General features: G+C 59.5%; 24 protein-coding genes. 9 read left to right on the top strand and 15 right to left on the bottom strand.

The features are described 5' to 3' along the window. Positions 1-131: 131 nt before the first annotated feature. The 7 genes from HKD28_RS13070 to HKD28_RS13040 form a co-directional block, all read right to left on the bottom strand. The gene (locus HKD28_RS13070; protein ID WP_194268694.1) at positions 132-1,055 is read right to left on the bottom strand and encodes a bifunctional riboflavin kinase/FAD synthetase; all 924 of its coding nucleotides are present in this window, start codon (positions 1,053-1,055) and stop codon (positions 132-134) included. Continuing rightward, a complete protein-coding gene (gene mtnC / locus HKD28_RS13065; protein ID WP_194268693.1) occupies positions 1,052-1,735 on the bottom strand; it encodes an acireductone synthase in 684 nt (227 codons plus the stop codon). The genes HKD28_RS13070 and mtnC overlap by 4 nt, the downstream gene beginning before the upstream one ends. Before the next feature lie 9 nt (positions 1,736-1,744). After that, on the bottom strand, positions 1,745-2,290 hold the full coding sequence (locus tag HKD28_RS13060) for a 1,2-dihydroxy-3-keto-5-methylthiopentene dioxygenase (RefSeq protein WP_099286046.1): 546 nt from the start codon (positions 2,288-2,290) through the stop codon (positions 1,745-1,747). Positions 2,291-2,292: 2 nt separating this feature from the next. Further along, entirely contained in the window at positions 2,293-2,919 is a 627-nt protein-coding gene (locus HKD28_RS13055; RefSeq protein ID WP_194268692.1) for a methylthioribulose 1-phosphate dehydratase, read from the bottom strand. Next, on the bottom strand, positions 2,919-3,173 hold the full coding sequence (locus HKD28_RS13050) for a twin-arginine translocase TatA/TatE family subunit (RefSeq protein ID WP_194268691.1): 255 nt from the start codon (positions 3,171-3,173) through the stop codon (positions 2,919-2,921). The genes HKD28_RS13055 and HKD28_RS13050 overlap by 1 nt, the downstream gene beginning before the upstream one ends. A gap of 82 nt (positions 3,174-3,255) precedes the next feature. Continuing rightward, entirely contained in the window at positions 3,256-3,732 is a 477-nt protein-coding gene (locus HKD28_RS13045; protein ID WP_194268690.1) for a CHAP domain-containing protein, read from the bottom strand. Positions 3,733-3,734: 2 nt separating this feature from the next. Beyond that, on the bottom strand, positions 3,735-4,349 hold the full coding sequence (locus tag HKD28_RS13040; protein ID WP_194268734.1) for a regulatory protein RecX: 615 nt from the start codon (positions 4,347-4,349) through the stop codon (positions 3,735-3,737). 65 nt (positions 4,350-4,414) lie between these two features. Between HKD28_RS13040 and HKD28_RS13035 the strand changes: the two genes are divergently transcribed. From HKD28_RS13035 to HKD28_RS12995, 9 genes are all read left to right on the top strand, one after another. Next, entirely contained in the window at positions 4,415-5,992 is a 1,578-nt protein-coding gene (locus HKD28_RS13035; protein ID WP_194268689.1) for a D-aminopeptidase, read from the top strand. 168 nt (positions 5,993-6,160) lie between these two features. After that, a complete protein-coding gene (locus HKD28_RS13030) occupies positions 6,161-7,357 on the top strand; it encodes an aspartate aminotransferase family protein (protein WP_194268688.1) in 1,197 nt (398 codons plus the stop codon). Beyond that, the gene (argF, locus tag HKD28_RS13025; RefSeq protein WP_328750548.1) at positions 7,354-8,298 is read left to right on the top strand and encodes an ornithine carbamoyltransferase; all 945 of its coding nucleotides are present in this window, start codon (positions 7,354-7,356) and stop codon (positions 8,296-8,298) included. The genes HKD28_RS13030 and argF overlap by 4 nt, the downstream gene beginning before the upstream one ends. Continuing rightward, positions 8,298-9,227 (top strand): Hsp33 family molecular chaperone HslO, encoded by a 930-nt coding sequence (gene hslO, locus HKD28_RS13020; RefSeq protein WP_062108400.1) that lies wholly within the window; start codon positions 8,298-8,300, stop codon positions 9,225-9,227. The genes argF and hslO overlap by 1 nt, the downstream gene beginning before the upstream one ends. Continuing rightward, on the top strand, positions 9,224-10,183 hold the full coding sequence (locus HKD28_RS13015) for a hypothetical protein (RefSeq protein ID WP_194268687.1): 960 nt from the start codon (positions 9,224-9,226) through the stop codon (positions 10,181-10,183). Before hslO ends, HKD28_RS13015 begins: the two co-directional genes overlap by 4 nt. 19 nt (positions 10,184-10,202) lie before the next feature. Further along, complete coding sequence (locus HKD28_RS13010) at positions 10,203-11,024, top strand: hypothetical protein (protein ID WP_194268686.1); 822 nt, start codon at positions 10,203-10,205, stop codon at positions 11,022-11,024. A 152-nt stretch (positions 11,025-11,176) separates the two neighbouring features. After that, on the top strand, positions 11,177-11,878 hold the full coding sequence (locus HKD28_RS13005) for a gluconate 2-dehydrogenase subunit 3 family protein (protein ID WP_194268685.1): 702 nt from the start codon (positions 11,177-11,179) through the stop codon (positions 11,876-11,878). Further along, on the top strand, positions 11,878-13,653 hold the full coding sequence (locus HKD28_RS13000; protein WP_407925772.1) for a GMC family oxidoreductase: 1,776 nt from the start codon (positions 11,878-11,880) through the stop codon (positions 13,651-13,653). The genes HKD28_RS13005 and HKD28_RS13000 overlap by 1 nt, the downstream gene beginning before the upstream one ends. After that, positions 13,650-14,963, top strand: coding sequence for a cytochrome c (locus HKD28_RS12995; protein WP_194268684.1), 1,314 nt, complete (start codon positions 13,650-13,652; stop codon positions 14,961-14,963). Before HKD28_RS13000 ends, HKD28_RS12995 begins: the two co-directional genes overlap by 4 nt. A gap of 5 nt (positions 14,964-14,968) precedes the next feature. Here the strand turns inward: HKD28_RS12995 and HKD28_RS12990 are convergent, their stop codons facing one another. From HKD28_RS12990 to HKD28_RS12955, 8 genes are read right to left on the bottom strand one after another with little or no spacing between them, the layout of a single operon-like run. Further along, complete coding sequence (locus HKD28_RS12990; RefSeq protein WP_194268683.1) at positions 14,969-16,225, bottom strand: glycine-rich domain-containing protein; 1,257 nt, start codon at positions 16,223-16,225, stop codon at positions 14,969-14,971. Further along, a complete protein-coding gene (locus HKD28_RS12985) occupies positions 16,225-16,911 on the bottom strand; it encodes a hypothetical protein (protein ID WP_194268682.1) in 687 nt (228 codons plus the stop codon). The genes HKD28_RS12990 and HKD28_RS12985 overlap by 1 nt, the downstream gene beginning before the upstream one ends. Positions 16,912-16,915: 4 nt before the next feature. Next, a complete protein-coding gene (locus HKD28_RS12980; protein ID WP_194268681.1) occupies positions 16,916-18,154 on the bottom strand; it encodes a hypothetical protein in 1,239 nt (412 codons plus the stop codon). Between the two features lie 41 nt (positions 18,155-18,195). Further along, the gene (locus HKD28_RS12975) at positions 18,196-19,335 is read right to left on the bottom strand and encodes a baseplate J/gp47 family protein (protein WP_194268680.1); all 1,140 of its coding nucleotides are present in this window, start codon (positions 19,333-19,335) and stop codon (positions 18,196-18,198) included. A gap of 44 nt (positions 19,336-19,379) precedes the next feature. Then, positions 19,380-19,739, bottom strand: a complete 360-nt coding sequence (locus HKD28_RS12970) for a phage tail protein (RefSeq protein ID WP_194262762.1) — start codon at positions 19,737-19,739, stop codon at positions 19,380-19,382. Further along, a complete protein-coding gene (locus HKD28_RS12965) occupies positions 19,736-20,359 on the bottom strand; it encodes a phage baseplate assembly protein V (RefSeq protein WP_194262761.1) in 624 nt (207 codons plus the stop codon). Before HKD28_RS12965 ends, HKD28_RS12970 begins: the two co-directional genes overlap by 4 nt. Next, positions 20,356-21,417, bottom strand: coding sequence for a hypothetical protein (locus HKD28_RS12960; RefSeq protein ID WP_194268679.1), 1,062 nt, complete (start codon positions 21,415-21,417; stop codon positions 20,356-20,358). Before HKD28_RS12960 ends, HKD28_RS12965 begins: the two co-directional genes overlap by 4 nt. Continuing rightward, positions 21,414-21,626 carry a hypothetical protein gene (locus HKD28_RS12955; RefSeq protein ID WP_235993468.1) on the bottom strand — a complete coding sequence of 71 codons (213 nt, stop codon included), beginning with the start codon at positions 21,624-21,626 and terminating at the stop codon, positions 21,414-21,416. Before HKD28_RS12955 ends, HKD28_RS12960 begins: the two co-directional genes overlap by 4 nt. Between the last annotated feature and the right edge of the window lie 4 nt (positions 21,627-21,630).

The raw sequence follows: 21,630 nt of genomic DNA, 5'->3' as shown, positions 1-21,630 counted from the left end.
AATGCGAAGGATTCTCATTCTCTCTTTAAAGAAGTGACCGAAATGACACACAATGTCATACAGAAAAAGCCCTTCCCCGAAAACGGAGAAGGGCCGCGGTCCATCGAGGTTCAGGGGATTGAGAAAAAGGCTCAGTTGGCCAGAATGGCGCGAGCCTGCGCGGCATCGGCGGCAATCTGGGCTTTGAGTTCGTCCAGACCAGAGAAACGCTTTTCCTCACGCAGCAGTGCGATCAGGGCGACGCTGAGGATCTGGCCGTACAGGTCTTCGTTGAAATCGAAGAGATGGACTTCGAGGCGGCTTTCCCGACCATCATTGATCGTGGGACGACGGCCGATATTGGCAACGCCGGGGATCACCCGGCCATCCGGCAGCGTAACGCGGGCGGCATAAACACCGCGCGCGGGTTCGAGATGCTGGGTCAGAGGAATATTGGCCGTCGGGAAGCCGAGGAGCCGCCCGCGCTGGTCTCCGTGCATGACGGGACCGGTGATGCTCCACGGACGACCGAGTTCCTCGGCGGCGCGCTCTGGATAACCTTCCTGCAACAGGCGACGGATGCGGCTGGAGGAGATCGGACCGCCGTCATCGACAAGCTGGGGCACGATGGTCAGGCCGATTCCATGAGGCACGAGAAGAGCCTCAAGACGGTCGATGTTGCCGTGTCGGCGATGGCCGAAGGCGAAATCTGCACCACAGGCGACATGCGCCACCCCTAGGCTTTTCACGAGAACATCGTTCACGAACCGGTCGGCACTCAGACGGGAGAATTCCGCATCGAACGGGATCTGAAAGACATGTTCAACGCCCTGCCCCCCGAGGGCTGCGGCGCGGACATCCGGCAGCATCAGGCGGAACGGCGGGTCCTGCGGGCGGAACAGCGTGCGGGGATGCGGGTCGAACGTAACGACTGACAGCGGATGATCGGGACGAGCCATCCGCAATGTATCGAGCAGGTGGACATGACCGCGATGCACGCCGTCGAAATTGCCAAGCGCTGCCACCGTATTGCGGGCGGAGGCAGGGATATGGCGCCAGTCCGTGTGCAGGATCATGCGACGGGCAGGCCGAACTGGCTAGAGACCGAGGTCAGGTCCGGCGCCTGTGCAACACCCGGATGCGGGACAGTGCCGTCCTGTTCGCGAACGAGCTGGCAGACGCTCATACCCGCCATCCGGGCGGCATCCAGTTCGGCGCCGATATCGGACAGGAACAGAATGTCGTCTGCGGGCAGACCGACAGCGGCCGTGATCTTTTCGTAGGAGGCCGCGTCTTTTTTTCCGCCGGTCGAAAGATCGAAGAAGTCTTCGAACAGAGGCGTCAGATCGCCTTGTGCTGTATGGCTGTAGAGCAGTTTCTGCGACGGGATGGAGCCGGACGAATAGACAGCCAGACGCAGGCCGCCTTTCGACCATGCTTTCAAGGCAGGCGGGACGTCCGGGTACAGATCGGCCTGAAGGGTGCCGTCCTCGAAACCCTGACGCCAGGTCAGGCCCTGAAGCGTCTTGAGAGGGGCTGCCTTCACATCCGTCTTCATCCAGTCCTCGCAGACCTTCAAAGGGTCCTGCCCCGGATATTCCATGACGATATCCGCCCGCGCCGCCACGACCGTCGGGTTCGTGTGGTCCTGTATCAGGGCCGGAAGGGCTTTCGCGGCATAGGGGAACATGACGTCCCGCACGAAAGAGATCGGCAGGGTTGTGCCCTCGATATCAAGCAGGACGAGACGGATCATGGGAGACTTTCAGGGAACTTCAGCGGGGAAGCGGTTGGCGATGTCATCGCCGGTATATTGCGCGATCCAGCCGGTCGTGTCGGTGAAGACGCGCAGGGCCACCACGTCCGGATTCGGCCCGGCGTCAAACCAGTGCGGGATGCCTGCGGGAACGGAGATCAGGTCCCCTTGGGTGCATAAAACGGAATAGACGCGCCCACGGATATGTAGGACGAAAGCGCCTTGCCCATGCACGAAGAAGCGGACTTCGTCTTCGCTGTGGGTGTGTTCGGAGAGAAATTTTTTCCGGAGTTCCGGAAGGTTTGGCGTGGACGCGTTGATCCGCACCACGTCCGCACTGCCTGCGCCCGTCTCGCCCATCAGCGTGTCGAGATAGGGGCGATAAGCCTCCAGAACCTCTTCCGCCGGAGCGTCGGGAGCCGGTGTGACGGGCGCCGACCAGCGGTCGAAGCGGATGTTGTGCGGTCGCAGGGTCTCCGCGATCTCGCCGGGCGTGGTGACGTCCAGCAGGATCGTATCGGGTGCATCGTCGCGATAGACGGTCAGGCGGCTCATGGTCAGGCCTTTCTCTGCAGACGGGCGAGTTCGCAGGCCAGCAGGAACTCAAGCCCTTCGAGACGGGCCAAGGCCGTGAACATGTCCTTGCCCCAGACATAGACGCCGTGGCCACGGATCAGATAGCCAAGGCGCATGTCCCCGAGCTTTGGTGCGACGACCGTGGCCAGCCGGGCGATATCCTGATCGTTGTGGAACAAGGGTAGTTCAAGGCTTGTGTCATGGGTTGTCTGGCCCTCGAAAACCTTGAGGACTTCATAGCCTGCCAGCGTGATCGCGTCGGAGGGTTCATCCATGGAGAGGATGGTCGCGGCGACGGAATGGCCATGCAGAACGGCGCCGATCGCGGGATCATGGGCGTAAAGCTGCGTGTGCAGCAGCGTTTCCGCACTCGCGCGATTGGCGGGATCGACCGGCACGCCGTCCGGCGTGATCTCGATGACGTCGCTGTCCGTCAGAAAGCCTTTGTGGCCGCCGGAGCGGGTAATGGCGATCCGGCCATCCGGCAGGCGACATGACAGGTTGCCCGCCGTTGCCGGAACCCAGCCGCGCTGGTCCATCCGCTGGCCAGCGCGTACGATCTGGCGGCTGGCATTGCCCCAGCTTTCATCAACCTTGAGGTTCTGCATCAGACCTGATTGCGGTGTGTGTCGCTGTTGGTCGTCTGGCTGTAGCCGGGGTTCTGGTTCGGCGGCGAAATATGACCCGGAGCCTGCTGAGCGTCCGTCGCGGTCATGGATTCATCGTCGGCCATGTTCTTCTTGAAGGACTTGATGCCCTTCGCAAAGTCTCCCATCAGGCCGCTGATCTTGCCGCCGCCGCCAAACACGACGAGCAGGACAACCGCCAGAATCAGCCAGTGAACGGGGCTCATGCTACCCATAGTGTGTTACTCCGAAAAGCGAGGGGATCCACCCGAGGCCTCATCATGTGGCAAGGCTTGGACGATTGTGCAAGCATTCCTCTCAGGAAGCATCGTCACTGTCATGCGATGAAATGAAGCCATAGGTCGGATAAGCGCGCCTTCCCAGACCGTGAACCGGCGCCCACCAGACCCGCACCAGCGTCCAGTCATTGCGGGCGGAGACGTCCGTGACGGGCACCGCACGGTCGATGCGTCCCGGCTCCCAGTTGGCGTGATCGACGAGGATCGTGCGGTCTGAAACCTGTCTGCGCACGATGGAGACATGGCCGCTGGGAACCCGGGACGTGGCGCGGAAAACCAGCACTTCTCCGGGACGGGGCGTATGGGTGTGGGCATAGCGTCCACTGGACTGCCCCCACCATGAAGCCGCACTTCCGCTCAGTTTCAGGCCGGTGCGTTCACGGGCATAGGGCGCGCATTGCAGCGGGCCGTTGAAGCTGGCACGGCTGTATTCGTAGCGGTTGCCACAGGCCGCGAGCATCACGAGAAGACCGAGCGGCAGAAAGCGAGATGTCATGCTCACAGACTCCGAAAGGCGATGATGCGGTCTTCCGCCTCTTCGGGGTCCATGTCGAGCACGCTCTGCGCGACATCGCGGGAGAAGCCGTTCCGGGCAAAGATTCCAAGGGTCTTGAGAGGATCGTCGTCTTCGCGATCAGGCCGCAGGAACGGGCCGAGCCGGCGTTTGCGGGCCAGAACGAGGGCGGCGGCGAGTTCCGCCTCTCGTGCGCTGCTGTCCGAGCGTTCGCCCAGCGAGTCGTTGAGGGCGTCGCGGACAGTCTCCTGATCGACGCCTTTGTTGGCGAGATGCGCTTCCACTGCGCGCCGGGAGCGGCCGGTGCGGGTCAGGCTGGTGGCACGGCTGCGGGCAAACCCAGCATCGTCCACGGCGCCCAGATCGGTCATGGACGCGACGATTCCATCGATGGCGGGGCGCAGGGCGGCGATGGCGGATTCGATATCTTCGTTCGGCAGACCTGCATGCGACGCACGCACGCCCCAGCGGCGCAGGCGACGGTCCAGCACCTGACGCAGCCCCTGTTCGGTCGTGGCGAAACGGGCGAGATGCGCCAGCGCGGCCTCACGCAGGGACGCGGCATCCGGAACGGGGGGCGGGGCGGGATTGTCCTCCATGATCGGACAATTATGCCGGGTGAAAGGCATTTACGGCAAGACGGTCTGGAGCCATCATTCCATCCATGAGCGATTCACTTTTGACCCGTCTTGAAGCGGCCGTCTCCGCCCTCCCTGCCCGCTTTCCCGGCCCCGGCGGGGCTGTGGCCGTTCTGAAGGACGGCGAGGTTCTGATCCGGCATGGCTGGGGCTATGCGAATGTGGAGCGCCGCATTCCGTTCACGCCCTCCACACTGTTCCGCATGTGCTCCATCACCAAGCAGTTCACCTGCGGGACGCTGCTCGATCTGTATGACGATCCGTCGGAGCTGGACGCGGATGTGGATGCGCGCCTGCCACAGCTCGACGAGCCTTCGCCGGGAATGCTGCATCTGGCACATAACCAGTCGGGGCTTAGGGATTACTGGGCCGTGGCGATGCTGCATGGCGCGCCCATCGAAGGCGACTTCGGAGACCGCGAGGCCCGGCGCGTTATTGAGGGAACGCGGACGCTCCAGTTTCAGCCCGGCACGTCCTATTCCTATGTGAACCAGAATTTCCGGCTGATGTCCGATATTCTTCAGGATCGAACGGAGCGCAGTTTCGCCGAACTGCTTCAGACATACATTTTCAATCCGGTTGGCATGGAACGGGCCGTTCTGGCCGCCGATACGCGCGCCATGCCGGATGGAACAGTCGGCTATGAAGGAAACGTGGAGAGTGGCTTCCGCCCGGCGGTCAACAATGTCATCTGGACGGGGGATGCCGGGCTTGGGGCGTCTCTGGACGACATGATCGCCTGGGAGCGGTTCATTGATGCCACACGCGACGCGCCGGACAGTCTGTACCGGCGTCTGACCGCGCCGGTGACGTTCAGCGACGGTCAGGCCGCGCCTTATGGATTCGGCCTGCAACGGAGCACGATGTTCGGGCGGGACGTCACGATGCATGGCGGCGCGCTGCGGGGCTGGCGCTCCCATCGGCTGCATGTCGCGTCCGACCGCCTGTCGGTCGTGGTGATGTTCAATCACATGAGCGCGGCACAGGTTGCGGCGGCGCAGATTCTAGCCGCGGCTCTGGGCGTGCCTTACGAGCCTGACCGCAGCACGCAGCCTCCGACCGCGCTGTATGGGACCTATCTGGAGCGGGAGACGGGTCTGTCGGCCCGAATCGAACCCGCATTCGGTGGAGCAACGCTGCGCTATCTGATGGTGCCGGAGGCTCTGGAAGGGATTTCGGCAACCCGGGCCGAAGCAGGATCGGTCGTCGTAAAAGCGCAGGAGACTGCGGAAGGTCCGGAAGTCGTAGTGGAGCGTCCGGGCGAAAACCGGACGAGCATCCTCACGTGCTGCAACGAAACGCCCGGCGAGGATATTGCCGAACTGGCGGGCGTCTATCGCTGCGAGGAGCTGGACGAGGCCGAAGTCACCATCACACTGGCGGGTGGCGTGGTTTATGGCGGTTTTTCGGGAATTCTGGGCGATGGACGGATGGAAATGCTCCAGCGTCTGGCAAAGGATGTGTGGGTTCTGCCCTGCCCGCGCGCGCTGGATCATACGGCTCCCGGAGACTGGAGCCTAGCGTTCGAGCGGCAGGGCGGCAGCGTGACGGCGGTACGGGTCGGGTGCTGGCTGGCGCGGGATCTGCTGTATCAGCGGGTCTGATCTGCCGGGTTGACCGCCACATTCCAGCACGCCGGGGTTTGACGGAACCCCGTTCTGCGCTTCACTATGCGCTGGCGGAATTTGAAGCCCTGCTCCGGGCAACCGGAGCAGGGTTTTGCGATTCCGCATAAACCGTTTCGTTTTCAACCAGATATTCAGAGATCCATCATGATCCCCGCGCTGATGCCGAACTACAAACGTGCCGACCTCGCTTTCGAGCAGGGCGAAGGCGTCTGGCTGACGGCGACGAACGGGCGACGATATCTGGATTTCGGGGCCGGAATTGCCGTGACCTCGCTGGGACATGCCCATCCGAAACTGGTTAAAACCATTGCGGAACAGGCCGCAAAGGTCATGCATGTCTCGAACCTATACCGGGTTCCGCAGGCCGAAAAACTGGCAGAACTGCTGGTGCAGAACACGTTCGCGGACTCCGTGCTGTTCTGCAATTCGGGCGCCGAAGCCAATGAAGGCATGGTCAAGATGATCCGCCGCGCCCAGTTCGAGAACGGGCACCCGGAACGGACCAGCATCCTGTGTTTCGACGGAGCCTTCCACGGCCGGACGCTCGCCATGATCTCGGCGACGGGCAATCCCGCTTATCAGAAAGGCTTCGGCCCTGTGGTGGAGGGGTTCGACCATGCGCCGTTCAACAACACCAACACGCTGCGTGAGGTCATTACGCCGCACACGGCGGGCATTATCGTCGAGCCCGTTCAGGGCGAGAGCGGCATCAAGCCTGCGACCCGCGAGTTCATGGAAGGGCTGCGCGCCGTCTGTGATGAATACGGGCTGTATCTGGGTTTTGATGAAGTCCAGACCGGTGTTGGCCGGACGGGCAAGCTATTCGCGCATGAATGGTATGGCATCCGTCCGGACGTGATTTCGGTGGCCAAGGGCATTGGCGGTGGTTTCCCGCTTGGTGCCGTGCTTGCGACGGAAGAACTGGCGCGGCACCTGACACCGGGCTCCCACGGGACGACCTTTGGCGGCAATCCGCTGGCCTGTGCGGCTGGTACAGCCGTTCTGGAAGAAATCCTGAGCCCCGGCTTTCTGGAGCATGTCCGCACGGTCGGAGACGCGTTCGGCAAGATGCTGGAAGACGTTATCAGCCGCTCGGAAGGCGTTTTCGACAATGTCCGCGGTCTTGGACTGATGCGCGGCCTGCACTGTGTGCCGCCTGTGGGCGACGTCATGCAGGCCGTTCTGGATCAGGGCCTTCTGACCGTAGGCGCTGGAGACAATGTGCTGCGTCTCGTCCCGCCGCTGATCGTCACGGAAGCTGAATGTCGTGAGGCCTGCGAGCGGCTGGTGAAAGCCGCCCTGTCCCTGAAAGCCTCTGCCACGCAGGAGAAAGCATCGTGAGTGCGACAACAGCCCCCCGGCACTTTCTGGATCTGCGCGATTTCAGCCCCGAAATCATCCGGCAGATCATTGACCTTTCCGCAAAGGTCAAGGCTATGCAGAACGGGCGCCGTCAGCCCCTGCATCCGGATCGCCCGCTGGAAGGCCGTACCCTCGGCCTGATCCTCGCCCAGCCTTCGACGCGCACCCGCGTGTCGTTTGAGGTCGGGATGGGGCAGCTTGGCGGGTCCGTTTCAGTCCTTTCGCCGGGCGACATGCAGCTTGGCCGGGGCGAGACTGTGGCCGACACCGCCCGCGTCCTGTCACGTTTTCTGGACGTGATCGTGCTGCGGACCGGGAATGACGCCAATCTGCGAGAACTCGCGAAGTGGAGCTCGGTTCCGGTCATCAACGGCCTGACGCCCGTCTCCCATCCGATCCAGATTTTGGCGGATGTCCTGACGTTCGAAGAACATCGCGGGCCGATCCGCGGCAAAACGCTGGCCTGGATCGGGGACGGCAACAATGTCGCGACATCCCTGATGGAAGGCGCGGCCCTGCTGGGCTTCAATGTCCGTCTGGCAACGCCGGAAGAATTCGCGCCCAATCCGGACGCCGTGGCGTGGGCCCGCGCCCATGGTGCGACGATCGAGGTCTTCCGCGATCCGGCGGAAGCCGTCGCGGGCGCGGATGCCGTGCTGACGGATACATGGGTCAGCATGGGCGACAAGGACCGTGAAACCCGCCTCAAGGTGTTCCAGCCCTATCAGGTCGATACAGCGCTGATGGCAAAAGCTGCGCCCGATGCCCTGTTCCTGCACTGCCTGCCTGCCCATATCGGGGAAGAAGTGACGCCGGAGGTCTTTGAGGGCCCGGCGTCCGTTGTCTTCGATGAGGCGGAAAACCGCCTGCACACGCAGAAGGGCCTGCTGCTCTGGGCTCTTGGGAAAGAAAACAGTTGATGGATACACCCCCCTTCCTCGACACGAACCGGCCTGATGTTCCGAACATGGTCGTCTCGGGCGGCGTTACGCCCTTTTATCTGGAACGCTCCCCGGTGCGGGGACGTCTGGTGCGACTTGGGCCTCTGGCAGATGCCATCCTGTCGCGACATGACAATCCGGATGCCGTCTCGCAGCTTGGGGGAGAGGCGTTGGCCCTCGTGGCGGCCATGGTGTCGGCTCTGAAGTTCAAGGGGGCCTTTTCCCTCCAGATCAAGGGCGACGGTCCGGTTTCGATGCTCGTGACGGATGCCACAGACAGCGGGGATCTGCGGTTCTTCGCGCGTCTGCGCGAGGATGCGGATCGGGATGCCCTCCCTGAGACGGCCAAGGGCCTTCTGGGGGACGGCTATATGGCGTTCACCATTGATCAGGGGCCGGACATGGACCGGCATCAGGGCATCGTGGATCTGACCGGTACGACGCTGGCGGACATGGCCGTGAACTATTTCCAGACCAGCGAGCAGCATGACTGCTGGATCCGGCTGTTCTGTGCGAAATCGGCGGATGGATGGAAGGCCGGGGCACTTGTTCTGGAGCGGATCGCGGCAGAAGGCGGGATCGAAGCGTCCGAACAGGATGAGGACGCCTGGGAAACTGCCTGTACGCTGGCCGCGACAGTGACGGAGCAGGAGATCCTTGACCCGGACCTGTCCAACGAGCGCCTGATCCAGAGGCTTTTCGGCACGCTGGACGTCCGTGTCGGGACGCCACGCGCGCTGGCTTATGGCTGCCGATGCAACCGGGCGAGACTGGCCTCCGTTCTGGAGACATTCCCCGAGGACGACCTCGACCATATGGTCGAAAATGGCGCCATCACGATGAACTGTGAATTCTGCAATGTCGGTTTCCGCTTTACGCGCGGGGAACTGGGAGAACGGACTGCATGACTCTGCCCCTGCTTGATGGCGTGAAGCTCGATGGCTTTCCGGTCGAGCAGCTTTATCCCGGCTGGAGTCCGAGCAGTCGGGATGTTGTGGCAGATGATTTCAGCGTTGTGGTTTTCAAAGAAGATGCGACCGGCAAGCAGGCCTGCTGGTGGCTTGAAGGGGATGACTACTGCGCAAGTCATGTTCTGACGCTCGATGAGGCCGCCCGGAAGCGTCTTCTGGTGGCGATGGACAGAGTGTTTTGGCCGCTGGCGACTGGAGTTTTAGGTGCTCCCCTCCCCCCGCAGGCCAGTCCGTCCTGCGAAACTTTGCCTGAAATCGCCGTCAATGAACTCTCCGGCTCATGGATTGGAGGGTTTGCGCCCCATACGCTGCTGCTGCCGTCTGGTCATGCCGATAGCGGCGAAGCCCTGTCCTGTCCGAACGGGCGGCAGATTGCTGAAAACCGGCTCACAGCCCTGCTGGCAGCCCAGCGCGGGCAGGGTCCGCTGATCGTCTCGTCGCCCTTCACGGCGCTGCCGCTGCTGGCCCAGATCACCTTTCAGGTGCAGTCGCTCAGTGTAAGCCGCTTTCAGGACGCCGATACAGTATTTTACCTGATCTGGAATGAGGCATTTCCGGCGCTGCGTCCGTCTTTTTACTATCCCGATGCTCCGATGCTGATCAGCGATGATCCAGCAGCCGCAATGATTCCAGGGCTGATTCTGGGCTGGTATGCACGTCATCCCGAATATGTGTCCCTGATCCGGGACGCACGCCCGTTCAGAGCCGAAGATTTTGGGGTCGGGCAGGCTTCCGGTTTTCGTTCAACGCCCCCGGAAGAAACGCCGCCTCCTTCGCCTCCCAAAGAGACGCCGTCTTATACGCTGTCCCAGCCGCCAGCGCCCACTTCCCACCTTCCAGCCTCTGGACAGAGGCTGAAAAGCCGGATCAAGTCCCTTTTCAGTCGTCGGTAAAGCCTTCAGGAGACAGGATATGCGCATACGTTACTGGACCGGTCTGGGAGCCCTGATGCTGTCTCTGGGTCTGACGGCCTGCTCGGACGAAACTGCGGACGAGACATTCCCCCCGACCGATTACAGCTATCTTCCTCAGATCCATCTGAATGTGGCTTCGATCGACGTTCAGGACGAAGCGCCTGCTGCACTGGATTCCCTGTCGGCCAAAGCACCCATTGCACCGGATCAGGCGCTTAAAAACATGGCCGCACAGCGTCTGGTCGCCAGCGGGACTTCGGGCAAGGCAGACTTCATCATCAAGCAGGCCTATCTGAACCGTGCGGGCAACAATGCGGTGGAAGGCGCCATGGATGTGCAGTTGAATGTCGCGGATGCCAACAACCAGCATACCGGATTCGTTCATGCCCGCATCACGCGCAAGCTGGACGCCGGAGACCGCGATCCGACATCCCGCAAGGAACTCTATACCCTTACCAACCAGATGATGCAGGATATGAATGTGGAGCTGGAATTTCAGATCCGCAAGAAGCTCCTGTCCTGGATGACAGATGCTGCGGGAACGCCAATCGTCAATGGCGGCGTAGAGCAGCAGACACTGGGCGTTCCGGGAGCTAAGCCGGTCACAGCACCCACAACGCCCACACTGAGCACACCGGATACGGCACCTCCTACGTCTGCAAAAACCGTAACGCCCGTTGTTGCGGCCCCCAATGCTCCGGATGCTATTTTCCCGACGGGTGCAGAGACCGACACCACAACCACGCCCGCCACCGTCCAGCGCTCACCCCAGCCCGGAACCCTGCAACTTCCTTCAACGGGCAGTTCCGCAACCCACTGAATTTCAGTTCGGGTTAAGGCCTCTCGGCAGGTTGTGATGAGCGGTCGTCTGGCGGGCTTCATCTGTCTTCGTTAGAAAACAGGCTTTGTAAATTACCCATTCCCATATTTTCTATACCCTTTGGTTCTATCCCCGAAGAAAGCTGTGCGCCCATGGAACCGACATTAAACAATCCACTGCGCCGCAGTGTCATGAAAGGCCTTCTGGGAACCACGTCATTCTGGGTGGCGTCAGGAAATGCCCACTGGGCCGAAGCTCTGGCTGCTGAAGCGGCCCAGCCCTATCAACCGGCTTTTTTCAATGCTGCGGAATACCAGTTTCTCGAATCCGCCTGCGAACGCCTGTTTCCCGCTGACCATAACGGTCCGGGCGCAAGGGCGCTCGGTGTTGCGGAATTCCTGGACCGGCAGATGCAGACCCCATACGCTTTGGGGGAGAACTGGTACATGTCCGGCCCGTTCGAGCAGGGACCAGCCAATCTGGGCTACCAACTGCCGTTCGTCCCCAAGGACCTGTACCGCAAAGGGATTGCAGGCGTGGAGCACTACGCCCGTCAGCAATACGGGAAGGGATTTGCGGCTCTGTCCGCTCTGCAGCAGGACGAAATCCTGACAGCCCTGGAAGGCGGATCGGTACAGCTTGGGGACATTCCGGGGCGTGTCTTTTTCGAACAGCTTCGGACCAACACACTAGAAGGAGCTTTTGCCGATCCGCTTTACGGTGGCAACCGGGGCCTTGGGGGATGGGTCATGCTGGGCTTTCCCGGAGCCCGAGCAGACTTCATGGACTGGGTGAATCAGGAAGGTGCGTCCTACCCCATCGGTCCGGTTTCCATTTCCGGGGAGACTGCCTGATGGTCAAACATGTCGATGCGATCATTGTAGGCGCCGGCTGGGCCGGCTCAATTATGGCCAAGGAACTGACCGAAGCCGGTCTGTCGGTCGTCATGCTCGAGCGGGGGGCGGAAAGAACGACGCCCGTTGAAGGAGCCTATCCAGAATCCATTGATGAACTGCGCGGAGCCATCCGCAAGCGGCTTTTCCAGAACCTGTCCCAGTCGACCCTGACGATCCGCAATACCATGGACCAGACGGCCCTGCCGTACCGGCAACTCGCAGCATTTTTGCCCGGCGAAGGCGTCGGCGGTGCGGGTCTGCACTGGTCTGGCGTTCATTTCCGCGTTGCCCCTGAAGACCTTAGGCTCCGCAGCGCCATAATCGAACGATATGGCGAGAAATTCATTCCCGAAGGTATGAACCTTCAGGATTATGGCGTCAGCTACGACGAGCTCGAACCTTTTTTCGACAAAGCAGAAAAGGTTTTCGGGACAGCAGGCGAAGCTTACAAAGTTCAGGGAAAAATCGTTGGAGACGGAAATGTTTTTTCTCCGGATCGTTCTGATAATTTTCCCCTTCCAGCGATGAAGGATACTTTTTCGGCATCAGTTTTCCGGGATGCCGCAAAAAATGCCGGGTACCACCCCTATTCCCTTCCCGCGGCCAACGCTTCGCGGCAATATACCAACACTTACGGCTGCCAGATGGGGCCATGTAATTTCTGCGGTTATTGCAGCGGGTATGACTGCTACCTGTATTCAAAAGCCTCACCCAACGTGAACATTCTGCCTGTCCTGCGGCAGGATCCGAGATTTTCCCTTATCCCGAACGCCCATGTTCTGCGCGTCGATCTCGACAGCACGAAAACAAAAGCGACCGGCGTCACATATCTGGACACGAAAACCCGGAAAGAAACCTCGCTCTCGGCGGATCTGATTATTCTGGGGGCGTTCCAGTTCCACAACGTTCATTTGATGCTCATGTCCGGGATCGGAAAACCCTACGATCCCGTCAGCAACACCGGAACAGTCGGACGCAATTTCGTTTATCAAACGATCACGTCCTCACGCGTCTGGCTACCGCCTTCAACCTATACGAACCAGTTTGTCGGAGCGGGCGGAGCCGGAGTTGCCATTGACGATTTCAACAGCATGAATTTCGATCACGGACCGCTTGGTTTTGTGGGGGGATCGCCTGTCTGGGTCAATCAGGCGGGTGTAAAGCCGATTGCCGCCGCACTCGGCGCCGGAGGGGGAGGCACGCCGCGATGGGGCTCCGCCTACAAGGACTCCCTCGTCAATACCTACAAGCATTCGCTCGGCATCGACGCGCATGGCAGCAACATGGCGTATCGGGATGTCTATCTGGATCTCGATCCCACATGGAAGGATGCTTACGGACAACCACTGCTCCGCATGACCTTCACATGGAAAGACAACGACATCCGCATGAACCAGTATGTGGTGAGCAAGATCGAACCCATTGCCCGCGCCATGGGGGCAACGAAAATGAATCTGGTTCATCTCAATGCGGGTCAACCCTTCGACACACGCACCTATCAGACCACCCATCTGGGAGGCGGTGCCATCATGGGAGAAAATCCCCAGACCAGCGCGATCAACCGCTATCTTCAGAGCTGGGATGTGTCCAACGTTTTCGTCATCGGATCGAATGCGTTTCCACAGGGTATGGGATATAATCCGACGGGAATGGTGGCCGCGCTCGCCTACTGGGCTGCACACCATATTCGGGCGACATATCTCAAATCCCCTGGCCCGCTGGTAAAAGCATGAAGAAAACTCTCTTCATCGCCGTCATTCTCGGAGCCGGACTGACGAGATCTGCGGCCGCGCAGGAGGCTGACACAGCTACTCTGGAAAAAGGACGCTATTTGGCGGCTGCCTCCGACTGCGCGGCCTGCCATTCCGTTCACGGGAAACCGGAATATTCTGGAGGAGTATCATTTTCTCTTCCTATGGGGAAAATCTACTCCACCAATATCACCCCCGACCCCGAACACGGGATTGGACGCTATACGGAAGCACAGTTCAGCCGTGCCGTACGGGAAGGCGTTCGCCGGGATGGCTCAACCCTTTATCCCGCCATGCCATTTCCCTCATATGCCCGGATGACAGACAGCGATATTCACGCATTGTTTGTCTATTTCAGGAAAGGCGTTCCAGCGGCTTCCGTTGCAACGCCTGACAACGAGATTAAGTGGCCGCTGTCTATGCGGTGGCCACTGACGTTCTGGCGCTGGATTTTTGCGCCCACGCCTCATAAGGCCATCACCCGCACCGCCGGAGAATTTACCGATCCCCAACTGGCACGGGGCGCCTATCTCGTGGAAGGGCCCGCCCATTGCGGAGCCTGTCATTCTCCACGCGCCATCACCATGCAGGAAAAAGCCCTGACGGCCGATGGCGGCAGTCTTTATCTGTCTGGTGGAGCCGTGGTGGATGGCTGGACGCCTCCGTCCCTGCGTCAGGAAAACCGGACCGGGTTGGGCCGCTGGCGCGAAGAGGATATCGTGGCGTTCCTCAAGACTGGTCGCGCCGAGACCGGAAGCGTCTTCGGGTCCATGACGTCTGCCGTTCTGCATGGCACACAGAAACTGACGAATGAGGATTTGCGGGCGATCGCGCATTACCTCAAAAGCCTTCAAGCGGCCGACCAGTCCCAGACAGCCTGGACATACGACCCCACCATTACGGATCAGCTTCACAAAGCGGATCTCTCATCGCGAGGGGCGCGCGTCTATATTGATCGTTGCGCCGCCTGCCATCGTACTGACGGCAAGGGATATCCTGCCGTCTTTCCGCCGCTGGCAGGCAATCCCGTCGTGATGCAGACCGACCCGGTGTCGCTCGTTCATATCATTCAGGCTGGCGCGACCCTTCCTGCCATGACTGCCGCTCCCTCCTCCTTCACGATGCCTGCGTTTAACCACAAGCTGACCGATCAGCAGATTGCCGATGTCGTGACATTCATCCGGCATGCATGGGGAAACAACGCCTCCCCTGTTTCGGCAGAAGAGGTGGAACAGTTCAGCAAAAGCATGCCACCTTCCGATATGGCGGATGACACACCTGCGCTGAACTGAGCCTGTCAGGGCAGGAAACGGTACAGGACACAGCCCTGATATCCTGTGCCCCCACTGGACGATGCGCCGTCGGTCGTCGCTGAATAGGAGCCACCACCGCCCGCGCCATATCGTGTGGCGTTCCGGCCGCCCTGATTGCCGCAACGCCCTGCACCACCCCACGGGCCATCGCCTCCATAGCCTGAGAACGTGTAGGCGTTACACTGTCCATCACCACCGGACGTTCCGCTCTGGTTCCAGACGGTACCGCCAGAAGCATTTCCACCGACACCGCCTGCAGACCCCGTCGTGGAATAGAACGTGCCACCCTGTCCGCCTTCGGCCTGCAGGAGTGTCTGCCCGAGATAGCTGACAAGAGACGTACCACCCGTCTGTTCGGACCCGCCGCCATTCCCGACCGTAATCGCCAGTCCGCTGCCCTGCGTTGGACTGACGGTATAAATGCCCCAGGCATCCCCGCCGCCGCCGCCGCCGGCACCAGAAAACGAACTGGCAGTCGTCGTGGCCTGCGAGGCCGCGCCACCCCCACCGGCACCGATAACGCGCAATTCCACTCTGGATGCCCAGGCCGGGATGGAAACCGAGCCATTTCCGGTCACGAGTGTCATGGGTTCGGTCGACGCCTTCAGCAGAGCCTGCGTCGCCAGCTCAGGAATGGTCGGCCAGAACACCTGTCCTGGTTGAGCCGTTACTCCCGCCAGAGTAGACGCTCCCTGCGGCACCGTAATCGTATAAAGCGCTACAACACACCCACCCGTCGGAGCAACAGGAGGGTTAGTTGCCGCGACAAAGGTCATAGTGCCCGTCCGACGCACAGGAAGCGCGCTGCCGTTGTTCTCAATACCAGCCTGTGTCTGGAAGGGATTGCTGGCATTGAAGAACGGAAGCACCGTCAGGTCAGCATCCTGTTCGGAACAGAGAGCATAAATCGTATAGGTGTTGCCGGAGCCTGGCAGAGTAATGGTCTGCGAGGCCGTGCTGATATACTGGCATGTGAGAGCGGTCGTATCCGCTGCCAGACCTCCACCATTGCCACCAATGGTGGAAGCATCCATAACGCCGGGAGCAACAATCGACCCTGCCTCAATCGTCAGATTCAGGCTGTTATAAGCCGCCGAACATCCCAGTCCCGAGGCCGCCATGACATTAGGTCCGTAAAGCATGGACGCCAGATTACCGAATGCCGCCTTGGTATAGCGCCCTGCCCGCAGCAGATCCGTATCGAGCGGGATTGATCCCGCATAAACGATGGCCCGATCCATTAATTTTTCACCTTGATCCAGCCGGTAACGCCCATGGCTGCTGTCTGATCGACAACACGGCAGACTGTCGCCAGATCTGCGGCTTTTCCCAACTGTGTTTCCACAAAAAACTGACCACCTTGAAGGCTGCCGTAACGCAGGGCCTGCGCACCATAACCGTACCCCCCGCCCATGGCAGGAACCGATTCACAGGCAAGCGCATGACAGTCGGACGCATTGAGGGTTTCGATAATCACCGGCTGCACACCCGTCACCGCAACAAGCGCATTCGTTACAGCTTGACGGGTGTTGCGTTCGGCAAACAGTGCAGCACGGATGCGTTTGCGATACACGACATCCGGCTCGGATGCCTGACGAACCAGTCCCCCATCCCCGAAATAATCTTCGGCAGCCATATCCAGAAAAGCGCCGCTCATTGTTGCAAGACGCATCTGCAAGGAACATTCCTGCATTAATTGCCAGATTCCGGCCAAAACCGCACCAAAACCACGCAGAATTGCGGCCAGTACCGGTGCGGATTCTGCTTCCAGCCCTTGAGGAGCAGGCGGAAACCACCCCGTCGGCAAAAGACGCCGGAACCGCCCTGCAAAATCCTCTATAGAGCCAGGCGCAGGCCCCGTATCCAGCAGAACGCTACCATCAGAAGCTCGGAGGATGTCTTTGCCTTCATCGTAAAGAACCGCCATCCCCTCACCCTCCGACCTGGTCTGGAGCCATCAGCGGAATACGATAATCTGCACCGTTGACGTTGATATGCAGAAAACCCCCATTGGCAACAGTGGGCATCGTCCCCCCTGGCCCCGTCACCGGAGACGTAATCTGCAACTCCCCGCCGCTTGCTGGAAAAAGCCCCAGATTTCCTGATCCACCGCTCCCTTCCTGCACATACAGACCGGCTGCCTGTGTCCCGGCGCCCGCCTGAACCTGAAGCGCGTTGGTCGGGCTTGGCATGCTAGCGACAGAAAACAGCGTCTCACCTTCGATATTACCAAAGAGGATCCCGTTATCCGTAAATTCCTGACGCATGCCGTTGGTGCGTTCCGTCACGGTAGAACGGACAAATGCACCAACATTGGACCCGGCTACACCCGAAACGGTCTCAGGAGTGTGCCACTCCACAGCCTGGTTGCGCGCAAGGGAAACAGCGGAGGCATATCCGGAATCCTTGCCATCCGTCCCAGTCAGGGACTGGGCCCCAAACACAATGCCCGTTTGCCATGAATTCGGATTGGAAACGAACACCATACCTGCCGCAGCATCGGAAGTCCCCGATGTCTGGCCGCCACCTGCGCCAAGCTGGATCCCATAGACGCCCCCGCCAACATTTGGCGCATAAGGCGTCGACTGTCCCACTGCAAGGCCCCCAAAATTGACAGCCTCAAGCTCCATTCCGAAAGTTGGCTGATAATTCACTCCGGCCAGACGCCACGCTTCGCCATAATAGGCATAAGCGGTTGTGGTTGTCGGACTGGACGTATCATCGGAAATTCCCCAGGACGCCACCCCGATGGAACTCGGCTGAAAACCCAGCAACGCCTTACCGGTCACGGCATCGGATGTGCGCGACCCCGCAACAAACGCACTGTTGCCAAACTGTGCAAGCGACGCACACTGAGCATCCTGCAATGCCCAGGGACCGATGGATGTTGCCCCCATGGTTTCCGAAAGCCAGTCATCCTGCGACGAACTTGCCCTGTCACTCAAAGTAGGATTATCGGCTGCAACACCCACCAGAAGCCGGTCCGCAAACCGTTTTATCTGAGCGCCCTTATCCGAGTAGAACTGCCCACTTGCCGCAACACTGACGGGTGCCTCGATAATCTGGGAGACCGTCGCCGTAACGGTTCGTGTACCGCTGGAATCTGCCAGTACGACAACCTCTTCTCCCGTCAGGGAGTCGAGTTTGGGATATGTATTAAATACAGCCATAAAAAGTCCTCATCCGTCCCAAGAATTCAGAATTCACCCCCTCAACCCTGAGTGACATTGATCTGAATATTCCCAACCATGAGTGCCTGGTTGCCATTTGCAGGAATATCGATCTGCCCGCCATTCAGTCGGACATTCAGAACTGACGTCACGGTAACGCCCGCACCAGCATAAGCCAGATAGGACAGGCGGCTGTACGGATAACCATCACCCACTGTCGTGGACGCAATATCCTTGGACACGGCCGACTGGATGGCGCTCACGGCCTGCTGAATCGGAACAGACGAAGGCACAATGACATCCATGGATACATTCACCGTCAGATCCTGAGGCGCCTGCACAGCAAAACCGACCCCAAGAGCCCGCACAGAATCAATGGCATCATAGACATTTGATAAAAGCTGGTCCGACGGAACACCACTTCCATCGTTCACTACAGCCGTAAAATAGCCGCTTCGCGCATTCCCTGCCGTATCCAGACCATCCCGCAGCGAATAACTCAAATCCGTCTGGACATTGGCAATGGCATTACCCACCGCAGCCCTGCTGGCCGAGGCTTTTGCGGCCAGCCAGAGCGGAAAGCGTGCCCTTAACTGGCTATCCGTTTCTTGATCGGAACCATTAAGGAAGGGTGCACCATTCGTCACCGTATCCAGCCCCGCTACGGCCGTTCCCATCAGACAGATCGCACCAACCGAAACATTTCCGACCGATCCGACCACCTGACAAGACACAGGAACCGACAACGTCGCAACGCCCGCTGCCCGCACATACCCTCCCGCAGAGGCAGACCATGTCGGCAAAGTCTGATCCTGCGTCACCGCAAAGGAGATCCCCCCGACTGTCCGCACGATCACTCCTGGAGGAATAACTGCCGACTGCTCGCTGGCCAGAAAAGAAGTAAACGTCACAACACCTGTCGCTGCCGTGCCGGGCAATCGACTCATGCCAAAATCATAGACAAAACTGTCACAGTCTGATCCCGTTGACGTCGACAGGCGTGTGCGTAACAGTGATTGCAACACCAGATACTGCAACCATAAACCAACACCGCCAACACTTTCCATCAGGGCCCGAACGGGAGAACCGATAGAAACGTCCAGCAACTGCGAACAGGATGCCTGCGCCGTTGTCACCGCAGTGGAAACGGTCGTGGAAAAGGAACGTAAAGAGAGAGACATCGCATCCTCTTGGAGCGGTTCAATACTGTGCCGCTCTCATTATTTCAGTAGGAAAAAGACAGGCTCTGCTGCTGGCCGGACCCGGCATCCACATAGGAAACATCACATCTGCAAATGCCTAGCCCCTCATCCGTCACGGTGACAGTCACGGCCTCTGAAGAGTCCACATTGGCATCTTCCTGAACCTGCGCCCGGATGACGGATTCCATGGCTTCCGGAGCAATAACCTGCCCCACCATAAGCGGAAGCCCCACCCCATAATCGGACTGCCAGACATAATTTCCCGCAACCGTCAGCAGACGCCTCAGCAATCCCTGCCTCGTAAGCTCCGATCCCGAAACTGTCTGAAGCCCTCCGGCGGACAAAACCAGATCATTCCCGAAAATATGCGAAAGAGCGATCATCCAAGCGGCCCTCCCGTTTTCTGGCTTCCTGCCAGATGAATATGTTCATTCAGAGAATGCTGGTCGGTGCGAATATCCCCTCCGGAGAGAGTCAGTCCGGCAGATGTCAGCGTCATATCCGTTCCACCAACAGAAAGACTTATCGTCCCGTTCTTGATAAGGAGAGACGCATTTCCCGCCCCCGCCGCCACACCATCCGGACCAATATGTAACCACCCCGCACCGGAAGACGATGCCCCAACACTTCCGGAAGCAGACAATGGCGGAAGACCGCACCCGCCTTTGACAAGAAATTCGCCGGGTTGTGCAACCTTACCGGTCAGCGGAGACACGGGCGCCATGACCACCGTGTCATACACACTTCCCGTCACGACCAGATGCTCTCCGTCTCCCTCAACCGGTTGCAACACAACATGCGTTCCCGGAGAAGACGGACGTGCAATCCGAAGATCCCCCGCATGCACACCGCACGCATCCGGGATCCAGCCTGTTTCTATGTTTTCAGGCTGAATGCGAACTTTGACGGCATGATTGACCGGATCAACGGCAGACACGATCCCAAACATGGTATGCGCCGTCCGACCTTGCAGAGCGGCCGCATCAAAACGGGCGTCATTCATGCCTCACCTCCCCGATCTCTTAGAACGACATGCTGCACAAATCCCTGCTCCACGGAAAAGCGTGAGAGAACCTGATCGATCCCCAGGGTTTTCTCACCATTTCCCACCGCCACGGTCATGAAATTCCGTGGCGAAACTCCGATAATTCCAGGAATTTTAATTCGGACAGACAATGCATGAGCAACAATGCGAGCGTGTTTTCCCCGCGCCAGCCTCTGCAAGTCTTCCAGCCGACGCCCGGGGACACGGAATGTATGGATGGTAGAATTTTCCGAAGGTGCGTCCTGAGAAAAAGAAACACCATCGTAATAGACGTGAGTCGTACTTCTCTGCCGGGAATCCCACGACGCCATATGAACGACCACACCCGCCAACAACTGCAAATCGCGCGCAATTCCGGTCTCAAGAACCGCCTGACGCATATCCGTCACCTGCGCATCAGCATCCGAAGCAGACCCCAGCGGCTGACAGACAAGAGAGGTTCCGTCGGCATAGAGGTCACAGAACGCATCCCTTGCGATCGTAAACGCCAGATCCGCCGCAGTCTGAAAACGGTGCTGTCCCATAAGAGCACCCCGTTTATGCTCGATCTGCCAGAACTGACCCGCCATCAACGCCGCCTGATCCGAAGGCAACGTAATCCGTGCCTCAAGCCCCGCCGCCTGCGCCATAATTTCCAGAAGTTCCTGCTGGGTATGGTTGAGCCACGCATCCTGAACACGCAGATCCATCAACGCTGCCAGCGCATCACGACATTCCATTTCCAGAATGGCATGCTCAGCCACATAATCGATGTGATCAAGACGCCCCTGAAACAGCGTCGTCCAGGCCGCCGCAATATTCTGGGTATCCCGCATCTGAAGTGTCACCCACTTCCGCGCAGGCTGCTCCGCCTCAAACCATGGCGTTGCCACTCCTTGCTTTCTGACAGCCAGTCGAAGCGTAGCAATATCGCACGCCTCATAACGGCTGGCGTCGATTTCAAACTGCACAAGCGCCAGAACAGGATCGACCTGCCCGTCAAAAAGAACCTGAACCTCCAGGTTTCTGACACTCATTCCAATGCTCCATCAGGCAGACCGGACACCAGATCAGGCTCAACCGATGGAACCTTCAGAACAACCGTCTCAGAAATCCTGCCCAGATCCGGGTCAACCATTCCATTAACCTGCGCAATTCTCCACCATTGGGACGCATCTCCGAGTTCACGCGCCGCCACATGAAACAAGGAAATATCCGCAGCACTGACAATAATATCCTGCATCATTCCC

Origin of the sequence: Gluconobacter cadivus, assembly GCF_015244745.1 — a bacterium.
Classification (GTDB): Bacteria; Pseudomonadota; Alphaproteobacteria; order Acetobacterales; family Acetobacteraceae; genus Gluconobacter; species Gluconobacter cadivus.
The sequence above is the reverse complement of the archived record's forward strand: the minus strand, read 5'-3'. Positions and strand labels throughout refer to the sequence as shown.